The sequence below is a fragment of the Streptomyces sp. NPDC000410 genome (assembly GCF_040300305.1).
GTDB lineage: Bacteria > Actinomycetota > Actinomycetes > Streptomycetales > Streptomycetaceae > Streptomyces.
In genome coordinates this window covers 1-17,089 of sequence record NZ_JBEPDM010000053.1, presented here as the reverse complement: position 1 = coordinate 17,089, position 17,089 = coordinate 1, and the positions used below count along the sequence as shown (strand labels likewise).

The following is a 17,089-nucleotide window of genomic DNA, read 5'->3' as shown; positions in this document are numbered from 1 at the left end:
TGGCTGGTGCACTCGCCCTGTTCGCCCAGGAGCCCGGCTAACGCCGCCACATCAACGTGCTGGGCCGCTACTCCTTCCAGCTTCCCGACCCGCCCGGCGGCCTGCGGCCCCTGGGGGCGCCGAACGTCACCGAGACGGGCTGACGACAGGTCACCGGCCCCGCTCCACCGGGTGCCACGGCGGTGGGGCTGTCGGCGGCGACGAGCCGGATCGCATACACAGGCTGCTCGCCGCCGACCGCCTGGCCGCGGCCGCGCCGTTCCCCGGCCCGCAGGAGTTTGAGCACCAGTCCTTCCAGCGCCTTGCGGGCCTCGGCCTCTGCGAGCCGACGGGCGGCGCCGACGCGGTGCCGCTCGGCCCACCGGCCGGGGCCCGTCTGGACCGGCTCGGGAACCGTTCCCACGGATTTTGCGTGATCTCTTGACGTGTTGTCGGCTGGAGGTGAGGGGACCGAATGAGAACGCGGACGATGGTGAGCATGGCGGTTTCGGCCTGTGTGATTCTGACGGCGTGCGCGTGCGGTCCGGACAAAGCGAAGGAGGACACGGACGCGAAGCCTTCGCAGCCGTCCGCGTCCACGCGGGCCGAACAGCCGTCGGCCACGCCGTCCGTGTCCGCTCGGACCGAGAAGCCGTCGGCCGAGCCGACCGGCGACCAGCACGCGCCCAGGACGAAGGAAGGCGCGATCCAGCGGTACGAGCAGTACCTCCATGCCCTCGGCCGTGAGGACATCGACACCGTCTGCGAAGTTGCCGGGCCCGCCGCGAAGAAAGCACAGGACCAGGGGTTCGGCCCGTGCACATCGACGTACGCCACCGTGTTCCAGATGATCTCGCCCGCGCAGAAGAAGGCCCTGAAAACCGCGACGGTCGACCCACAGCGCATCGCCGTACGCACGCCCGACAAGATCGAGATGCCGGTCGAAGCGGTCAGGGCCTCCGCCACCTTCTCCGAGAGCGACCTCGGCAGCTACACCCTGGAGTACCTCAAGAACGATTGGTACATCACCGACTGAACCCCACGCGCGCACGCGGAGCCGCCCGACGGACGGCTCCGCACGCACGCCACCCGGCGGCCGATCGACTGGTGCCCGCCGACGACTTTGGCCCGCACTGTGCTGTCGGCTGCCCCCCCTGAGTCGTGTTTGGCCGGCCCGGCGCGCCCCGAGTCGGCCGCCGCCGGCCACGTGGCTGGTATGGCAGCCATCAGGGAAACGACGCACCCGGGTCACCGCCGGAAACTCCGCATGGGCATGGATGCACAACTTCGCAGGGAGCTGTCCACCTCGTCGGCCGGCTGCATCGGCTCGCCACGCACAAGGCCGTCGACGCATCCGAGGGGCGTGGGCGAGGAAGAAGCCCGGGTCGGCGCTCCGCACCACGATCACGCGCACCCACTCGTCCTCGCGGGCGGCTCCGACGGAGTCGTGCAGGGGGCAGGACACCGACTGCGCCACCGCGCCGCATGGTGGGCGGAAAGCAACCCTTCCCGGGTGTGCGGCGGTCCTACTGACCGTCGTGCTCGGAGGACCAGCCTCTGTCGACTCGTACTGGTGAACCGACTGGGAAGGACGCACTCCATGGTGTTGGATCCCAACTTCTGCCTGGATGTTCCAAAGGGTTTCGACGACTCGGACGCTGAGACCGGGGTGCATCCCATGGCCAGGAAGCTGTTCCCCGCCACGACTGCCGCTGATGCCTTCAAGAAAGCCCATGAGTGGGTGCGGGAGCAGAGAATCCGTCTGGTGGACGTGTCATGGGATTCCTTCCACGACGAGGACGAGCCCTACTGTCTGAGCATCTACTTCACGTTCGAGCTGGACCCCCGAGACACCTGACCACGACTGTGCAACTTTCCTGGGCCGGCACGTCGTTGGTCCGGGGTGGCGTTGACCGACGCGCAGTGGGCGCGGATCGAGCCGTTGCCACCGTTCTGATGGCCCAGGCCGACGCTGGAGAGGACTTTTCCCTCGGGCGGGGCTCAGGGGGACTACCATCCGGCTCCCGCTGCGGTCACGTGCCGTGGCGCTGCTCCTGGACAGCCTTCATGAGGTCTTCGACGGCGGACTGGGAGCCGTGGTCACGTCCGTCGTCGATCGCTTCGAGAGCGACGGCCGCGGCCTCACGAATGTGGTGGGAAAGTCCGTCGGCGGCCGTGAGGTGGTAGGCGGCTTTACGGCGTGCCATGCGTGCGGCTCCCAGTCGACCTCGCGGTGCGCGGCGACCGTCGCGTCGGCGGACGCCGTGGCGCAGAGCTTGACGTCGGCGGCCCCAGGACGACTGGTGCCGAAGCGGACCTCGATCGACACTGCGGGGAGCGGATTCATCCGGGCCGCACCATGTGGTCGAAGTCGGCACGCGCACCCTGAGCCGTGTGGCGGCCTGCTCCGGTTTGAGCGGGATGTCGGCGGCGACCGCGTCCCCAGATCCTCACGCTGGCAGATCTCCGGGACCTGCCCGGGACGTCGGTCCGTACGCGACCCCGTCGCCATCGAAACGTGAGCGTATGCCATCCAAGTTTGAGCAGTTCAGCGCACTTTTGGCCGGCTGGGCAAAGCCCAGGAGCCTCCAACGAGATTCGTCAGACCGTGGCCTCGTCGGCGGGATACCGTCGGACACGCTGCGTTGCCCATGCCGAGGAGGAATCCTGTGCCATCGTCCTGCGACCCCAAGCACGCTCCCGCCGGCGATGTGGGTACAGCGCTCATGGCGATCGACTCTCGGCTCAAAGCCATCTACGACGGCAAGGCCGGGACCCACGCCGAACAACAGCAGCTGAGCGAACAATTTGCCGCGTCACTCGGCCCCGACGAAGCCGATGACCTGCTGGATGGCGCGTGCACGCTCATCTACATGTTCATGCGGTGGCTGCGGATGGCCTACGAGGACCACGACAGGGACGTCATTGAGTACGTCGTGCCCAGCTTCGTCGCCTCGATGCGCATGATGCCCAAGAGCATCCGTCCCGAGGTCATCCCCACCATGACCGGCCTGGTCGTCGCGGCCGGTACCGGTCTCAGCCCCAGTCTGTGGCGCAAGCAGTACGGAGACTGGACCGGGGGCGAGATGAATGCCCTGGAAGCCACGGCCTTGCTGCTCGCGGAGCACATCAACCGGCTCACTGAAGACCGCGACTTCGCCACCCGCATGATCAGCGATGCCTTGTCCAGCGCATCTCAGCGTCCCTAGCCGGCCTGATCAAGCTTCGATCGCACGACTTGCGTCGGTCAGGTGAGGTACACCTGGACTTCCTCCAGGGGGCGGACGGCTGAGCTGCCCGCACCTGTGCGGCCCCGTCACCGGAGCCGCACGAGTGCGGGGGTCAACCGATCAGTTGGTCAGCTGGTCAGGGCGGCGGTGTATCCGGCGGTGGCGATCGCGTCGATGATCTGCTCGGCCGGGACGGGGCGGTCGAGTTCGACGACGGTGCGTTCGGTGCGCAGGTTGGTGGTGCTGGTGGTCACGCCGGGGAGTTCTTCGATCTCGTCGTCGATGAGGAGGCCGCAGCTGTTGCAGTGCATGCCGGTGACGGCGAATTCGAGGCGGAGGGTCATCGGGCGGTCTCCTTGGGGGTGGCGGCGCGGGGTCCGGTGGGCTGCTGGAAGGTGATTTCGCCGCCGTACATGCCCATGCCGCAGGTGAAGGCGAGTGTGCCGGGTTTGGGGGTGCCGAGGTCGATGGTGGTCTGGCCGGTGACGGGCAGGATCTCCTGGACGGCGCGGTCGGGGACGATGAAGGAGCGGACGCAGCCGTTGGTGTCGTCGGTGGCGACGACGAGTCGGGTCGGGACGCCCGCGTCCGCGGTGATGGTGGTGGGGGTGTAGGAGTTGGTGCGGGCCTGCACTGTGATGGTCTGTGTGCCGTTCGCCGTGGTCACGGTCTGGGTTGGTGATGTGGCGGCTGCCGCGGTGGGTGTGGGGGTGGGCCACCAGCCGCCGAGGCGTAGTCCGGAGCCGGCGGTCCACAGGGCGACGGCGAGGACGATGACGGCGGTGAGGGTGGTGAGGCGGCCTTGCCAGAGGCGGGCGGCGGAGCGCAGGAAGACGCCGAGGGCGGCGAAGAGCGGTCCGGTTCCGAGGACGAAGCCGGCCATGACGGTGGCTCCTGCGAGGGGGGAGCCGGTGGTGACGGCGATCAGTTCGATGCTCAGGGTGACGCCGCAGGGGATGAGGACGGTCAGGAAGCCGAGGACGGCCGGGGTGGTGACGGCGGTCGATTTCGCCGACCGGCGTACCCGCCGCCCCCACGAGGCGGGCGGGCGGGGGACGAAGCGGCGTACGGCGCGTACGCCGAGCATGTCGAGGGCGAACAGCACCATCAGCAGCGCACTGGCCATCAGCAGGACCGCTCGGGTACGGGGGCCGGGCTGGATGGCGGCACCGGCCAGGCCGAGGACGGCGCCGAGGAGGGTGTGGGAGACGAGCTTGGCGCCGAGGAAGGCGAGGACCGGGGTGAACAGGCCGCTGCGTTCCCACGCTTCGGGGGTCCAGGCGGTGGCGCGGCGGCCGACCGCGCCGGCGAGGAGGCCGCCCTGGACGGCGGCGCAGGAAGCGCCGCCGGCGAAGAGACCGGTGGTCAGGCCGGTGACGAACAAGGTGGTGGACATGGGTGAAGGAACTCTCCCAGGAAGTACCGGATGAGGACACGGTGAAGCACCCGTCGGGCCGTGCATGAGGCCGGTGGGGTGGGTGTGGTGTCAGGTCCGGCTGACGCAGAGGAGAGCGACAGGATCAGGTGCCCGCGGCCAGGCGCACCCGTCCTCGACGGTCCGGGCCGGCTCCGCGCCGACCGCGGTCGGTTTCGCCCACGCCGTGACGCAGGGAGGCGCGGCGAGGGAGAGGGGAAGGGGCGTATGCGCGGTCGCGAGCGGGCAGTCCATGCTCATCGCCGGACAGCCCTCGTGGCCCGCTTCCGTGAGGGCTGGATGCTGACGGGCATCGGTTGCCATGCCGTCGGCCATCGCTGTCATGCCCGGCATCGGACCGCTCATGGCCATCGCGCTCGTATGCCCGGAGCCCCACATCAGGTAGGCGCAGGCCAGCAGCACACCGGCCAGGAGGGCGGCGACAGCCGGCCTTGGGCGACGGGCGGGGCTGACGACGAGCATGACCGCGACTCTACCCAGCCACCCCGGACCGCCTGCCCGCCGCCCTCGGACCTGGCCCTGGCCCGCCGCGTCAGCCGGTGCGGCGGCCGACGCCGGGGAGGAAGCGGCCCGTCCGGGTGGTGTGGTCGACGTATGCGGCAACGGGCACGGCCGCCAGATACGTCTCCTCCACGCCCCGCACCTGCAACCCGACTGCGGTCACCGGTGCCATCAGCACGCGGACCGCGACCGGCTCGGGCACCATCAGGGCGGCCAGGCCGACAGTCATCGCTGTGAGGACCGGATTCCGCACCCGCGCGAACACCCCGGAGGTGACCAGTGCGGTGCGTTCGGCCGCTCCCCCCGGCCTGCCCAGGAGGCGCCCGTCGCGGACTGTGCCACCAGGGTCGCGGTGACTCCGGCCCCGCGATCACCAGCCCTGCCCAGTGCAGCCCCACGGCGTCGGCGCCAGTCAGTGGTTGCACTCCGGCGAGCGCGGCGAGCGCGGCGACGGGGCGGCTGGAGGGCTCGCAGGCTTGCGCCAGTTCTTCTTCCATGACCAGCGGTGCGCATTTCCGGGCGCTCCGTCGACACCGAACTCGACTCCAAGAGCCAGGACGGGTCTGCCGGAGGTCGCTGTCGGCCGTTCGGCAAGGCTCGTGCCCATCTGCTCCCGCCGTGGGCCCCGTCGACGGTGGCCGGTCCAACTCCACGCGTACCAGGGTTACGACCGCGGCCATCTGCGGCAAAGGCTCCGCGTGTGAAGGGTCCAGCACCGCATCGTGCGCGAGAACATCGCGTCATCACAGCTCTCGCCTTCGTCGGCATTGCCGCAGCCTTCAGTGGGTGCAAGCGGCTGCTTGAGCAAGCCGCGTAGGGCTCACTGCCGTCAGCGCATGTTGCTCTGCCTGGTCGTGGCTCGCGCTGCCCAGGTGTCCATGTGCGAGATGTAGACGGAGGTGGGGTGGTCGAACCACCCAGCAGCCTCCGGAAGTTCACGGATCAGCGCGGGGATCTCGGGCTCGAATCGCAACAGAGCCAGCGTCTTCCAGCCGTGAGGGATCACGTCCCACCCGAATCCGAACTGCTGGGTGACCGCCACGACGGTCGTGGTCACCCGGGTGACATCGCTTTCGTTGGAGCGCCGGAAACAGGAGCCGAAGCTTCTGCCCGCGGGCACGTCCGCGTAGTTCTAGGAGAGGAAGAGGGCTTCTTCGTTCGCGGAGCGCTGGGGAAGCCCTTGACCGATGGCCGCGAGCGCACTCTTGTTGGCCCGGCTTTCGATGAGCAGAACGCGGTCAGCGAGTGGGGTGTCCTCTTCAGTCCTCATACTGTCATTCTCACGGTTCCGACAACCAGGCTCGTCCTGCTCCCGGCTGCTGTGGTCCTACGCGATATACACATCGTGAGAAGAAGCGGCGTCCAAAGCAACTCTTCTGCCCGGATGGGACGTCGTCGGGCGTGCGTAGGAGAAGAACATCCCAGTTCAGATCACTGGCAAGGGGAGAAGGGCCAGCGGGAGCAGTCCGGCCTCGACCGTGGCGCGGTCAATAGTGAGGCCGCAGTAGCGGCCCACACCGGTGAACACACGTGCCGGGACCTCGTGAGAACGTTCCTCGTAGTACCGCTCCACCTCCTCCTCGGTGGACACTCCGTCGTACAGGGACGGGAATACCGCCCCCGCCGCCCGCAGTGCGGTGTCCAATTCCGACGACGAGTCCACGCTCCCCCGGAACTCGGCCTCCCACGTCCGCCCGTCGTCTCCCGGGGCATGGAGGATCAGGGAGGGGGCATCGTGGTGGTTCAGCGTGAGGCAGATGATCTCCTCACCCACGCGGGGCGCCATCTCCGGCACGTTCCGGTACCCAAAGAACCAGGTAGCGGCGAAGCCGTCCTCCAGGACGTATACCCAGTCCCCGCAGGTGCCGTACATCGCACGGCTGACCTGCGTCATGTCCACACCGGAGGGAATAGTCAACTCATCCCGTTCCTTGTACAGATCCTGGCACCGAAGCTGTTCGCGATCCGCTCCGAGACGGACCAGGAACTCCTCCGCCTCCACACCGCGCGCTGCGGTCAGCGAAATGCTGCCGAGCATCCCGGGCAGGCCGCCTTTCGCGCCCTCGTAGGCGTGTTCACCGATCCATGCAATTCCGTCAGACATCCCGCCAGCCTACTGACGGGCAGGAAGGACTCTCTGAGAGGAGCGCCATGAGAAGGCCGCCCGACCGTGCTGCAGCGACCACTTCGCAAGGGCGATCTACGCGGTCGCGCCGAAGTGCGCTCACGACGCCACATGGTGCGGCCCACTCAGCCCCGGCAGAGGCAGGATCGCACCCGATCGGTGGCGTCACCGGCCACTGTCGAGACCGAAACCCCCCAACGCAGCCGTGCACCCCACTGTCTGAGCCGGCATCTACGATCACGCCGTGACCGATGAATCACCCCTGGCTCCGTTCCCCCTCGATGAGGCAGATGCGACACAGGCCTCGCACTGCCTGACGCTGTTCGACGGCGAGATGGAACAAGTCGTGGCGCGCTGAGGTGGCGGATATTTCGGCACTGGAACGAGCGCAGGAGCCACTCGGCCGCCCCGGTCCGGCGGCGCCGGCGGGGGAGAGCGCGTACGGGCCGGAGTCGGCGATGGGGAGGGTGAGGGTGCCCAACGGGCTTACGGAGGTGGCCAAGTGGGGCGTCCTTTCGACGGGAGGGAGGCAGAGGGCTGGTCGGTCGTCACAGGCAGGCGGCGGCCGCGGCGGGCGCCGGGGCGCGCAGGGCGAGCCGGTCGCCCGACCAGCGGGCGCACAACCGGCGGTCGTGGCTGACGACGACCACCGCGCCGGCGAACCGGGCCAGCGCCTCCTCCAGCTCCTCCGCCAGCGCGGGGGAGAGGTGGTTCGTGGGCTCGTCCAGCAGCAGGACGTCGGCCGGTTCGGTGACCAGGCGGGCCAGGGCCAGCCGTTGCCGCTGCCCGACGGACAGGGAGCCGACCGGAGCGGACAGCCGGTCCCGGGCGAACAGGCCCAGCGACAGGAGCTGTTCGGCGTGCTCCTCGGGAGTCCCGGGGCGGCCCTCGGCGTAGGCCGCGAGCAGTGTCCCGCGGCCCGCGCCGACGTCGGTGTGCTGGGCCAGCAGCCCGATCCGGCCGTGCCGGACGACCTGCCCGACGTCGGGGGCCAGGGCTCCGGCCAGAACGTGCAGCAAGGTGCTCTTGCCCGCCCCGTTCGGGCCCGTGACCAGCAGTCGGCCGCCGGCCGGCACGGTCACGTCCACCGGCGCGAGCCGCTCCTCGACCGCGACGCCCGATGCGGTCAGCGGCACCTGTCGCGCGTCGCCGGACCCGGCAAGACCGGCGGGCGCCCCAGGTTCGCCGGCGCCGGCGGTGGCGGTGGTGGCAGCGGTGGCGGTGCGCGGGACTGCGGTGAACCGCAGCGGGTCCGCGGGTGCGGGCACGGGCCGGGCCTGCAGTCGGGCGAGCCGTTCCTCGGCGTTGCGGACCCGGCTCGCGAGGGACTGCTGGACCCGGCCGGCGGCGCGGTCGTACGCCATCTTGTTGCCGTCCTTCATGGCCCGGCCGGGCGCCACCCGGCGGGCGGTGACGGCGGCGGCCTCGCGCAGCCGGGCCACCTCGGCCCGCCAGGCGGTGTGGGCCTCGGCGCGGCGCCGCCGCTCGGCGGCGTGCTCCACAAGGTAGCCGGCGTAGCCGTTGCCGTACCGCACGGTCCGGTGCAGGTCGCCGTCGACCTCCAGGAGGGAGGTGGCGACGCGTTCCAGGAAGGCCCGGTCGTGGGAGACGGCGACCGTGATGCCGCGCCGGGCACGCAGGTGGTCCTCCAGCCAGGTCAGGGCGGCGCCGTCGAGGTGGTTGGTGGGCTCGTCGAGGAGCAGCACCTCCGGGGCGGCGGCGAGCAGCACGGCCAGGCGCAGGCGCACGACCTCGCCGCCGGACAGGCTGCCGACGGTGCACTCGCGGGGCAGACCCAGCAGGCCGAGGCCGTACAGGGAGCGCTCCACGCGGGCGTCCGCGTCGTACCCGCCGCGCAGTTCGAAGGCGGTGAGCGTGTCGGCGTACGTGGTGAGGGTCTCGGCAGTGGCGTCGCCGTCGGCCATCAGGGCCTCCAGCCGGCGCAGGCGCTGCTCCAGCGCACGCAGGTCGGTGAGGGCGCGGTCGACCACCTGCTGGACGGTCAGGTGAGGGGGGAGGTCCTCCTCTTGCGCGAGGTAGCCGACGCCGCCTTCGGCGCGCAGGACGACCTCGCCGCGGTCGGGGCGCTCGGCCCCGGCCAGCAGCCGGAGCAGGGTCGACTTGCCGGATCCGTTCTCTCCGACGATGCCGAGGCGTTCGCCGACGGGGACGGAGCAGTCGACGGAGTCGAGGACCAGGCGGCCCTCGTAGGACTTGGTGAGGTCAGACGCGGTGAGCTGTGCGGTCACAGGGCGGCTCCAGGGGTTCGGATGCGGGGGCCGTCGTCGCGGCGGCGGTGTGGTGGGGGGGTGACGTCGTGGATGAGCACGGGAGTTCTCCTTAAAGCGACGACTGTTGCGTTAAGATGTTGGCATGGATTCCCGTACGCAGGCAACCGAAGATTCCGGCCGACAGGAACCGGCCACGAAACGGCCCCGGACGGGCGGCCGGAGCGCCCGCGTCCGCGCCCAGGTGCTGGAGGCGGTGGGCGCGCTGCTCCTGGAGGCCGGATACGACGGACTGACCGTCGACACGGTCGCGGAACGCGCCGGTGTCCACCGCACGACCGTCTACCGGCGCTGGGGCGACGTCGGGCGCCTGCTGGCCGACGTACTCGACGCCGCGTCCGACGACACGTGGAGCCCGCCGGACGCCGGGTCGCTGGAGGACGACCTGACCGCGCTCAACCAGGAGGTGTACGAGGCACTGACGGGCGGCGGGCCGAACCTGACCACGGCCCTGATCGCCGCCGGGTTCCGGTCGGCGGAAGCCGCGGCGCTGTCGCGCTTCTGGGAGGACCGCTACGCGCGCTGTGCGGTGGTCGTCACCCGGGCGGCCGACCGGGGCGAGCTGCCCGGCCCGGCCGACAGCCGGGCGCTCCTCGTCGCCGCGACCGCCCCGCTCTACCACGAGCTGCTGCTGCTCCGGGCCGTCCCCGACCCGACGCTGCCGCGCCGCGCCGCCGCGGCCGCCGCCGCCGCGGCCCGCACCGGCGCCTACGGCGGGCCGTGCTGACCCTGGACGGCCCCGAACTCCTGTCTCTGACACCAGCCGCGAACTGACCGCGGATCGCTTCCGGACGTTCGGGTTTGCCGTTTCCCTCCCTGGCTGCGCGGACGTCTGCCCTCGTATCAGGGGGACCGCGTCCAAGAGGGGATGAGCTGGGTGACGTCGTGCCGGTTTCCGCCGGTTACGGAGACGGCGAGCAGGGTGCCGTGCCGGTCCACGATCACGTGGTGTTCGGACCAGGGGGCCATCTCCAGCAGGCCCGCCTTGCGCAGTTCGGCGAGCAAGGTCTCGCGCAGACGGGGCCGGACCCCGACCTCGGTCCAGTCCCGCAATCGGCGCCGGCTGGTACCCCGGAACAGCCCACAACCTGGGCGGGGATGTCACGCCAGCCGCACCCTGGACGATGCCGCCCAGCACGACCCGGTCGGGTGCCCGAAGTGGGCCGGGATGTCGGTGCCTGCGAGCCGGGTGCGGTGGCGCCAACGGAGCTATGTGCACCCACAGTTCACCAGGGACGAGATCGGCGGACACCCGCAGACCCTGCCCATGAAGATCGCCCGGCCGACAATCCGATCTCATTCTGAAGCGATCGGTTAGAGCCACACTCGGCGCCCCTGGGTGGGTGAACCATACGAAGGGCTCACCACGTCCCGCAGAACAACGTAGGGATCAGTTAAGGCCTGTCGCTTTGCTGGGTTGAGCTGTTGATCGGATGTACCTGTCCGAGTTTGGGCAGGTAGGAGCTCGTGGACGACTGCGGGCGGGGAGTTGGAGAGGCGGTGTCTCCCCGCCCGGTGACCGACGCCGCTTCGCCCGGCCCCTTCTCCTCCTTCAGGTGGATGACGGCTGGCTCGGACGGGTGACCATTGGCGGTTCTGCGGGCGGATGTGGGCCGCGAGGCACTGTGTGAGCGTTGTGGTGTTGCCCATGCCACTCAGGAGATTGCCGTGAACTCAGCAAAGCCGCTGCTCCCCGATCCGGACACTGACGCCGGCAGCGACATCCCCAGGGATGCCACCGCTCTCACTCCTCGTTGGGTGGTGCTGGCGGCGAGTGCCGTGCCACTGGTGGTGTTGCCGTCAGGGCTGTGGCGGATGGCGATGGCGGTGGGGATACCTGTCGGCTGGAGCGGAGAGCTCGCCAAGGACTGGCAGCCGGGTCTGGAGACCTCCTCCTACATCATCTTGCTGACTCTCGTCACCGAGGGGATCGCCTTCCTGACGGTGGGTCTGGTCAGGCCGTGGGGCGAGAGGGTCCCGTCCTGGCTCCCCGTCCTGGGCGGCAGGCGTATCCCGGTGTGGGTGGTGGTCGTTCCGGCGGCGCTTGGGGCCCTTGCGGCGACGGCGGTCACCCTGCCGATGTTCCTGGGCGGCATGCCCGCCGACGCGGGTGGCCCGGACGGTCCCCAGGGAGTAGCCGCCTGGATCATGAACGCCTGCTACGTACCGCTGTTGCTGTGGGGACCACTGGTCGCCGTCGTCACGGCCGCCTACGTCTGGCGACGCCTTCGCACTGGCTGACCGACCGCCCTCGCTCCGCCCACCACCGACTGGGGGCTGTCTCTTTGGTTATCTGCGGGCCCATATGAGGATGGCTGCGAGGTGGAGCGCAGCTTGGTGCCGCCTCGCGCAGCGTGCCGGCGACGACGTCGGCAAGCCGGCTTCCCGGGGCCGGGAAGCCGGGCGAACGCCCGGAGCGACGAGCTCAAGACGTGCCGGATCGGCCACCGTCGCGCCTTTACGTGATCGGCCGGCAGGCGATCCGGCTACTCCGAGCGCGCCGCATCGGGCTCTCAGCCGGGGATCGTCTCGATCCGGTCGCGGTTGAGGAGATACGTGGGCAGGAACGGATGCTTCGGGGGGACGGGGAACTCGTAGTCGTACGCCAGGCTTGCCATCGCGAGCGGTCCGAGCGCCACCTGTGCGCGCGGCGCCGCTGAGTCGCCCCAGTAACCGCCGTGCGCCGCAACTGCTTCGGCCAGAGCCTCGGCGAAAGCGTCGTGGTCGCGTGCGATCAGGCGATGGAAGAGGGCGACGGGTTGGTAGTCGATCCGGTTCACGAAGTCCTGCGGCGCGTGGGTGACAGTCTCGGGCTGGGACGCTTTGATCGTGGCGATCAGCTTGTCCACGACCTCGTCCATGGGGCGCTGGGACCAATAGGTCTGCAGCGTGTCGATCCAGTGCAGGACGTATGAGTCCACGGAGTCGTCCTGCCGCAGTACGTCCAGCGGAACCTGGCACAGCCGGTCGGCCCGGTCCCGCTGGCGGCAGGCGATTGCGAGATAGAAGGCGTCGAGCCAGGCGCGGGCGTCCGCCGGCGGCGCCGCGGGCATGGCGGGCAGCGGGCGTACGAGGTCCTCGCCCAGGTGGCATTCCTGCGGCTGCGCGCCGGTGAACAGCGCGGAGCCGAGCTGCACGGCGGTGGCCCAGGCATCCCAGGTGTCGATGTGCGCCACTTCGGGGTCGGCGGCGCAGTGGGCGTGGCCGAGTGTGAGAGCCGAGGCGAAGGCGTTGCCGAGTCCGGCCGGGTTCTCGGCAAGGCGGGCTATCGCCTCGGCGGTGGTGCGGGTGAGTTCGTCCGTGTCGGGCGCCTTGGCTGCGCTGCGGGTGGCGAGCCGTCCAGCGCCGTCGAGGCGGACGAGACCCTTCATCAGGCCGAGCAGTTCCGGTGGCGGCTGGATGGAGAAGGAGAGGGTGTCGTGGTCGATGACCGTGAGCGACGTCAGGCCACCGCGATGCCACCAGTACACCCGGGGGGACAGCGCGCCCGGCCCGTCCTCGTGGGCGCCGAGGGCGTACGCGGCAAGGGCGTTGACGGCGTCGGCCACGGTCCCGTCGGTGATCGGGTGGTAGGCCAGGAGGTGCCGGGTCGGCATGACGACGAGGGCTCCGGCGTCCGGCAGCCGCTCGCCGGTGACCTGCCGAGCCAGCTCGGACAAGAACAGCGCCTTGCTCGCGACGAAGGGGGAGTCGCCGTACACGGAGTGCAGCAACGCCCCTTCCCCGACGAGCACTTCATCGTGCTCGACGGGAACCTGCATGAGGTTCGCGTACGCCGCCCTGCCCAGCTCCTCCAGCCCAGCACGCTCCACGTCGGCGTCGGTGAGGATCCGCACACTGGTGGGCGTGTCGAGGGCGTAGGAGAAGACGAGCCCATCGGCAACCACACGCGAGTAGCGCATGGAGGCGACGAGTTCCGGGGTGAGCGAATCAGTGGGAAGCAGCCGGGCATGCACACCGTGAAGCAGTTCCGCAGCGCTCTCGCCGCCCTGGCTCGCCTCCTGCAGGGTGGCGAAGTGCGCCTCGACCAACTCGGGCCAGCGGCCCTCCGGTGCCTGGCGGCACATCTGCGCCAGGTTGTGCAGGGAGTGGCCGAGGCCGTTCCGAACATGGGGGGCGGCGAGTGCCCGCAGACGTGTGGCCTGCGCGACAGTCAGTATCGGCAAGGCGGGGTCGGGGGCTCCTTGTGCGGCAAGGGCGTCGTCATGGTTCACCCCTGTGACCTTACGAGCTCTGTACGACAAGTCGCCGCCGGGGTGTGCATTCACAGGGATCCTGGAACATGCTCATCGACGTCCATGCGGCGGAACTCGAGCAGACCGGACACGGCCGCCTCTCCGAGGAAGCCGCAGTCACATTCGTCGGCCTGGACCGGCACGTGCTCGCTCTTCTGATCGCTGCGAGTCCGCACGAACGCACCCTGCGCCCGGAGCTTTCCTTCCCCGACACTGTGTCCGTACCGCTCGCCGCTCCGCAGGAGGAGGGAGCGACCGGCACGCTGCGCCGGTCCGCGTACAACGCCCTGAAGTTCAGCTCCGACTGGAAGACCAGGGCGGCTCCTCGCGCACATTGCTGTTGCGCGAAGCCCTCTGCCCTCACCCGGACGACCGACTGCTGTGCAGCGCCGTGAGCTCGACCAACTCGCCGAGGTGAGCGACGACTGAGTCGCGGGTTCGAGTCCCTGTGGATCGAGGCTGTCTGTCCGTACGATCACATGCTCGCGATGCGGAACAGGGCTCCACGCCCCGGCCCGTGCATGCGTCGCCCGGATAGACCCGGCCGCCGCCCGCGCCGGCTGCACGACAGGCGACGCGTTTATCAGTTGATCCCGCCGACCCGGCCGCATGGCACACATCGGCCGAGGGCCGCCACCCACGGAAGGCAGCCGGCCGGAGCCCAGCTGGGCGCTCGGCTGCTCGCGGCGACGGGGCGGACCCCGTACCGGTCTTGAGTGCCCGAGTGCTGAACCGGCCGCGAGGGTCGGCCGGTTGTCAGTGACCCTTCTTATGCTGACGCCATGGAGATCACCAAGCGGACACTTGCGGAGGCCTGGCGGCGGACGGCCGCCGGACACGCCCTGCTCCACGAGGTCGGGCTGCCGCCCGTGGCGCTTTCGGACGACGAGCTGGAGGAGTGGGCAGAGCGCGCCGAGGAGGCGGAGGACGGTGGCTTGTGTCTGCTGCTGGACGAGGACGGCACGGTGCGCGGCCACCACGGTCCCTACCGGGAGGTATTTGCCACCCGCGACCTCGAACAGGTGCTTTACCTGATCGCCGAGGCCGCGATGCGTCGGCGCGGCGGCAGCCTCCAGGAGGTGGCCGACACGCTGGAGCGGATCGATCCGGTGTGGGGCAGACGGTTCCGCGGTGGCGGCCTGGACGACGCGGGGACGGTCGAGGCGTGCGGGCGCGACCCGCTGGAGGGGCTTGCGTGGATAGCGGGGTCCTGGCGTGAGCAGGACCCGTACACGACCCTTGCCTTTTTCCGCGCGGCGCCTGGGCAAACCGTCGACGCCGAGCGGCTGGCCCTGCTGTACGGGGCCGATCCCGCGCAGGTCGAGGCCGGTACGCGGCTGAAGGACCTGCAGGCCGTGGACGGCGGCCGGACCCACTGGGACCGCCAGTGGAAGAGCTGCTGCTTCGGGCAGGCAGGCGGGTGGACGTTCCTGCTGCACCACGACACGCCGCCGGGGGCCTTCGCCGACAAGGAGGCATACGCGGCACTCGGGATCAAGGAGAGCGTGTGGCTGACCGCCACCTCCGCGAAGGCCATCTACACCTTCGACTACATGAGGGACGGTCGCCGGGTCGACGACGACTGGGGCGTGCTGGAGCTGATCTGGTACGAGCGCGGCCGTGCCCCGTATCTGCGGGGCGGCGAGCTGGACTTCCTCAACCGTGCCGTGCGCCGTGCGGAGCTGGACCATCCCGAACTGACCAACACGTTCGAGCTGTACTTCCACGCCTTGGAGCAGTCCCTCGGCCTGCGTCTGCCGCGCCGGGACTTCGCGGAGGGCGAGGTGCGGGCCGCGTACTGGGCCGGGGAATAGAGGTGTGCGCAGGCGCATCCGGCGCCGGCGTGGAGTCCGACCGAAGGCCGCAGTGCTCGGACGCTTGCGTCGCGGACAGACCAGGAAGGTCCATCTCGCCGCCGACGGGACGTGCCGGCCGTCGGCAGTCATCCTGACCATGGGGCAGGCCGCGGACAGCCGCACGGGGCTCGACAAGGTCCGGGTGCGTGGCCCGGCCGGTCGTCTCCGCGGCAGTCCGGACGCGGTCGCGGGAGACAAGGCGTACTCCAGTTCTCAGGACACATGCCCCGTCATGGTCGACGTGGCCGCGCCGGAGATGACCGTGTTTGCGTGCGCCGTCTGCGGCGCCGCGCTGACGGGCCCGCTGAAGCGTCTGCCGGCAGTGCCCGAGACTCCCTACTACGCTTGGTGGGAGGCGGAGGAGATGGGGCCATCGCCGGCTACCGTGCCGTCGGGCTGCTACGCGATCGAGACGGAACCGTACGGCCCGCCCCTCGTCGTTGCCGAGGCACCCGGCCCTGGGATGCCACGCCGTGGGACTCTCGACAACAGCGACGGGCAGCCGTTCATCTCCCAGGGACCGCAAGGCAATATCGTCGTAAACCCGGATGACTCCCATGGGCTGACGACGCGACACGCCTCCTCCGCATACTGCGGCGCGACTCCCGATGGAGGGCTGAACCAGGTCTGCGCCTGCGGAGCACTGGTCGCGACCCTCTGCTCCGACTGCTGCCTGCCGTATGAGCTGCAACCTCTCACCCGACCACGTCCAGGCCCTGCCATCCCACTGGCCCAGCTCCGACCCGACTGCGTGAGCTCGCACGCTGCGACGTGAGCCAGAACCGCATCGTGCCTACGAGCCATCCGTCAGCGGTCGGCCTGCCGGTGCCCACTGCCTGACCTGCACGTGCCGGCACGTTGAGCGCAGGCAGGGCGGCTGCCGCGCCGCCCTGCCTGCCCAGGGTCCAGATGGAGACGCACGTCGCCGAACAGCTCCTCGGAGAGCAGTTCCTCCTCTTCCGCCCTGGCGACCTTGGCCGTCTCCCGCCCCAGCCGCTCCGACAGTGCCCAACGCGGCTTACCCGACCGTGCCGCGGGAACGGCGTAGTGAGGCGGACCGCGGCCCGGCCCGGACGGGTGAGCCAGACGCACACCGGAGCGCTCAGCCTGCTCGTTTCACCTGCGTGAGCGCCGGTGTCAGGCCCTGCGGCGGGTGAGGGCGTAGAAGGTGATGCCGGCGAGCAGGAGGACGCCGGCGCCGATGCCGACGGGTAGTGCGAGCTTGCTCATCGGCGATTCGTCGTCCTTCGTGGCGGCTGTTGTGTTGCCGGTTCCGCCTTGTTCGCCGGTCCCGGTCCCGTTCTTGTTCGTGCCGGACGGTGAGGGGCCTTGGGCGGCTTCGTCGCCGAAGAAGAACACCGGGCTGTTTCCGGAGCGGGGTGTGCCGGAGATGTCCACGGTGAGCGAGATCGGGACGACGATGCCCTTCGCCTCGTCGTC

19 protein-coding genes and 3 pseudogenes are annotated in these 17,089 nt (G+C 70.1%); 8 read left to right on the top strand and 14 right to left on the bottom strand.

Annotated elements, in window-relative coordinates:
• Nucleotides 1–67: 67 nt before the first annotated feature.
• Nucleotides 68–403 carry a hypothetical protein gene (locus ABT342_RS32295; RefSeq protein WP_351581706.1) on the bottom strand — a complete coding sequence of 112 codons (336 nt, stop codon included), beginning with the start codon at nt 401–403 and terminating at the stop codon, nt 68–70.
• A 75-nt stretch (nt 404–478) separates the two neighbouring features.
• Here ABT342_RS32295 and ABT342_RS32290 point away from each other — a divergent pair, with 75 nt between their 5' ends.
• Nucleotides 479–1,015: a hypothetical protein gene (locus ABT342_RS32290; protein WP_351581705.1), complete on the top strand. Its 537-nt coding sequence runs from the start codon at nt 479–481 to the stop codon at nt 1,013–1,015.
• A gap of 564 nt (nt 1,016–1,579) precedes the next feature.
• Nucleotides 1,580–1,837, top strand: coding sequence for a hypothetical protein (locus ABT342_RS32285; RefSeq protein ID WP_351581703.1), 258 nt, complete (start codon nt 1,580–1,582; stop codon nt 1,835–1,837).
• Between the two features lie 175 nt (nt 1,838–2,012).
• On the opposite strand, the gene ABT342_RS32280 is transcribed toward ABT342_RS32285, so the two are convergent.
• Complete coding sequence (locus ABT342_RS32280; protein ID WP_351581701.1) at nt 2,013–2,186, bottom strand: hypothetical protein; 174 nt, start codon at nt 2,184–2,186, stop codon at nt 2,013–2,015.
• A gap of 462 nt (nt 2,187–2,648) precedes the next feature.
• On the opposite strand from ABT342_RS32280, the gene ABT342_RS32275 reads away from it, so the two are divergent.
• Nucleotides 2,649–3,188: a hypothetical protein gene (locus ABT342_RS32275; protein ID WP_351581699.1), complete on the top strand. Its 540-nt coding sequence runs from the start codon at nt 2,649–2,651 to the stop codon at nt 3,186–3,188.
• Nucleotides 3,189–3,337: 149 nt separating this feature from the next.
• Here ABT342_RS32275 and ABT342_RS32270 read toward each other — a convergent pair whose 3' ends face one another.
• From ABT342_RS32270 to ABT342_RS32235, 8 genes are all read right to left on the bottom strand, one after another.
• Complete coding sequence (locus tag ABT342_RS32270) at nt 3,338–3,553, bottom strand: heavy-metal-associated domain-containing protein (RefSeq protein WP_351581696.1); 216 nt, start codon at nt 3,551–3,553, stop codon at nt 3,338–3,340.
• Complete coding sequence (locus ABT342_RS32265) at nt 3,550–4,605, bottom strand: urease accessory protein UreH domain-containing protein (protein ID WP_351581694.1); 1,056 nt, start codon at nt 4,603–4,605, stop codon at nt 3,550–3,552. Before ABT342_RS32265 ends, ABT342_RS32270 begins: the two co-directional genes overlap by 4 nt.
• 90 nt (nt 4,606–4,695) lie before the next feature.
• Nucleotides 4,696–5,106, bottom strand: a complete 411-nt coding sequence (locus tag ABT342_RS32260; RefSeq protein WP_351581693.1) for a hypothetical protein — start codon at nt 5,104–5,106, stop codon at nt 4,696–4,698.
• Nucleotides 5,107–5,176: 70 nt separating this feature from the next.
• Nucleotides 5,177–5,374: a hypothetical protein gene (locus tag ABT342_RS32255; RefSeq protein WP_351581692.1), complete on the bottom strand. Its 198-nt coding sequence runs from the start codon at nt 5,372–5,374 to the stop codon at nt 5,177–5,179.
• A gap of 600 nt (nt 5,375–5,974) precedes the next feature.
• Nucleotides 5,975–6,202: a hypothetical protein gene (locus ABT342_RS32250; protein WP_351581690.1), complete on the bottom strand. Its 228-nt coding sequence runs from the start codon at nt 6,200–6,202 to the stop codon at nt 5,975–5,977.
• A gap of 75 nt (nt 6,203–6,277) precedes the next feature.
• Nucleotides 6,278–6,415: a hypothetical protein gene (locus tag ABT342_RS32245; RefSeq protein WP_351581688.1), complete on the bottom strand. Its 138-nt coding sequence runs from the start codon at nt 6,413–6,415 to the stop codon at nt 6,278–6,280.
• A 156-nt stretch (nt 6,416–6,571) separates the two neighbouring features.
• Nucleotides 6,572–7,249 (bottom strand): hypothetical protein, encoded by a 678-nt coding sequence (locus ABT342_RS32240; protein WP_351581686.1) that lies wholly within the window; start codon nt 7,247–7,249, stop codon nt 6,572–6,574.
• A gap of 569 nt (nt 7,250–7,818) precedes the next feature.
• Nucleotides 7,819–9,519: an ABC-F family ATP-binding cassette domain-containing protein gene (locus tag ABT342_RS32235; protein ID WP_351581684.1), complete on the bottom strand. Its 1,701-nt coding sequence runs from the start codon at nt 9,517–9,519 to the stop codon at nt 7,819–7,821.
• Nucleotides 9,520–9,643: 124 nt separating this feature from the next.
• On the opposite strand from ABT342_RS32235, the gene ABT342_RS32230 reads away from it, so the two are divergent.
• A complete protein-coding gene (locus tag ABT342_RS32230; protein ID WP_351581682.1) occupies nt 9,644–10,285 on the top strand; it encodes a TetR/AcrR family transcriptional regulator in 642 nt (213 codons plus the stop codon).
• A gap of 108 nt (nt 10,286–10,393) precedes the next feature.
• Here the strand turns inward: ABT342_RS32230 and ABT342_RS38300 are convergent.
• Nucleotides 10,394–10,515 (bottom strand): annotated as a pseudogene (locus ABT342_RS38300) (transposase); the annotation flags it as partial.
• A 24-nt stretch (nt 10,516–10,539) separates the two neighbouring features.
• Nucleotides 10,540–10,634: pseudogene (locus ABT342_RS38295) on the bottom strand (IS5/IS1182 family transposase); the annotation flags it as partial.
• Between the two features lie 592 nt (nt 10,635–11,226).
• Between ABT342_RS38295 and ABT342_RS32220 the strand changes: the two are divergent.
• Nucleotides 11,227–11,799 (top strand): hypothetical protein, encoded by a 573-nt coding sequence (locus ABT342_RS32220; RefSeq protein WP_351581678.1) that lies wholly within the window; start codon nt 11,227–11,229, stop codon nt 11,797–11,799.
• 272 nt (nt 11,800–12,071) lie between these two features.
• On the opposite strand, the gene ABT342_RS32215 is transcribed toward ABT342_RS32220, so the two are convergent.
• A complete protein-coding gene (locus tag ABT342_RS32215) occupies nt 12,072–13,724 on the bottom strand; it encodes an immunity 49 family protein (protein WP_351581677.1) in 1,653 nt (550 codons plus the stop codon).
• Nucleotides 13,725–13,840: 116 nt separating this feature from the next.
• Here ABT342_RS32215 and ABT342_RS32210 point away from each other — a divergent pair, with 116 nt between their 5' ends.
• From ABT342_RS32210 to ABT342_RS32200, 3 genes and pseudogenes are all read left to right on the top strand, one after another.
• On the top strand, nt 13,841–14,188 hold the full coding sequence (locus ABT342_RS32210) for a hypothetical protein (RefSeq protein ID WP_351581675.1): 348 nt from the start codon (nt 13,841–13,843) through the stop codon (nt 14,186–14,188).
• Nucleotides 14,189–14,575: 387 nt separating this feature from the next.
• Complete coding sequence (locus ABT342_RS32205; RefSeq protein WP_351581673.1) at nt 14,576–15,607, top strand: hypothetical protein; 1,032 nt, start codon at nt 14,576–14,578, stop codon at nt 15,605–15,607.
• Between the two features lie 7 nt (nt 15,608–15,614).
• Nucleotides 15,615–15,860 (top strand): annotated as a pseudogene (locus ABT342_RS32200) (IS5/IS1182 family transposase); the annotation flags it as partial.
• A gap of 926 nt (nt 15,861–16,786) precedes the next feature.
• Here ABT342_RS32200 and ABT342_RS32195 read toward each other — a convergent pair.
• On the bottom strand, nt 16,787–17,089 hold a 303-nt coding region (locus ABT342_RS32195), incomplete at its 5' end, for a hypothetical protein (RefSeq protein ID WP_351581671.1).

Coding starts and splice junctions, on each gene's coding strand:
- ABT342_RS32290 (WP_351581705.1), top strand. CDS start 479: ATGGCGGTTTCGGCCTGTGTGATTCTGACGGCGTGCGCGTGCGGTCCG.
- ABT342_RS32285 (WP_351581703.1), top strand. CDS start 1,580: ATGGTGTTGGATCCCAACTTCTGCCTGGATGTTCCAAAGGGTTTCGAC.
- ABT342_RS32280 (WP_351581701.1), bottom strand. CDS start 2,186: ATGGCACGCCGTAAAGCCGCCTACCACCTCACGGCCGCCGACGGACTT.
- ABT342_RS32270 (WP_351581696.1), bottom strand. CDS start 3,553: ATGACCCTCCGCCTCGAATTCGCCGTCACCGGCATGCACTGCAACAGC.
- ABT342_RS32265 (WP_351581694.1), bottom strand. CDS start 4,605: ATGTCCACCACCTTGTTCGTCACCGGCCTGACCACCGGTCTCTTCGCC.
- ABT342_RS32260 (WP_351581693.1), bottom strand. CDS start 5,106: ATGCTCGTCGTCAGCCCCGCCCGTCGCCCAAGGCCGGCTGTCGCCGCC.
- ABT342_RS32255 (WP_351581692.1), bottom strand. CDS start 5,374: ATGACTGTCGGCCTGGCCGCCCTGATGGTGCCCGAGCCGGTCGCGGTC.
- ABT342_RS32245 (WP_351581688.1), bottom strand. CDS start 6,415: ATGAGGACTGAAGAGGACACCCCACTCGCTGACCGCGTTCTGCTCATC.
- ABT342_RS32240 (WP_351581686.1), bottom strand. CDS start 7,249: ATGTCTGACGGAATTGCATGGATCGGTGAACACGCCTACGAGGGCGCG.
- ABT342_RS32230 (WP_351581682.1), top strand. CDS start 9,644: ATGGATTCCCGTACGCAGGCAACCGAAGATTCCGGCCGACAGGAACCG.
- ABT342_RS32210 (WP_351581675.1), top strand. CDS start 13,841: ATGCTCATCGACGTCCATGCGGCGGAACTCGAGCAGACCGGACACGGC.
- ABT342_RS32205 (WP_351581673.1), top strand. CDS start 14,576: ATGGAGATCACCAAGCGGACACTTGCGGAGGCCTGGCGGCGGACGGCC.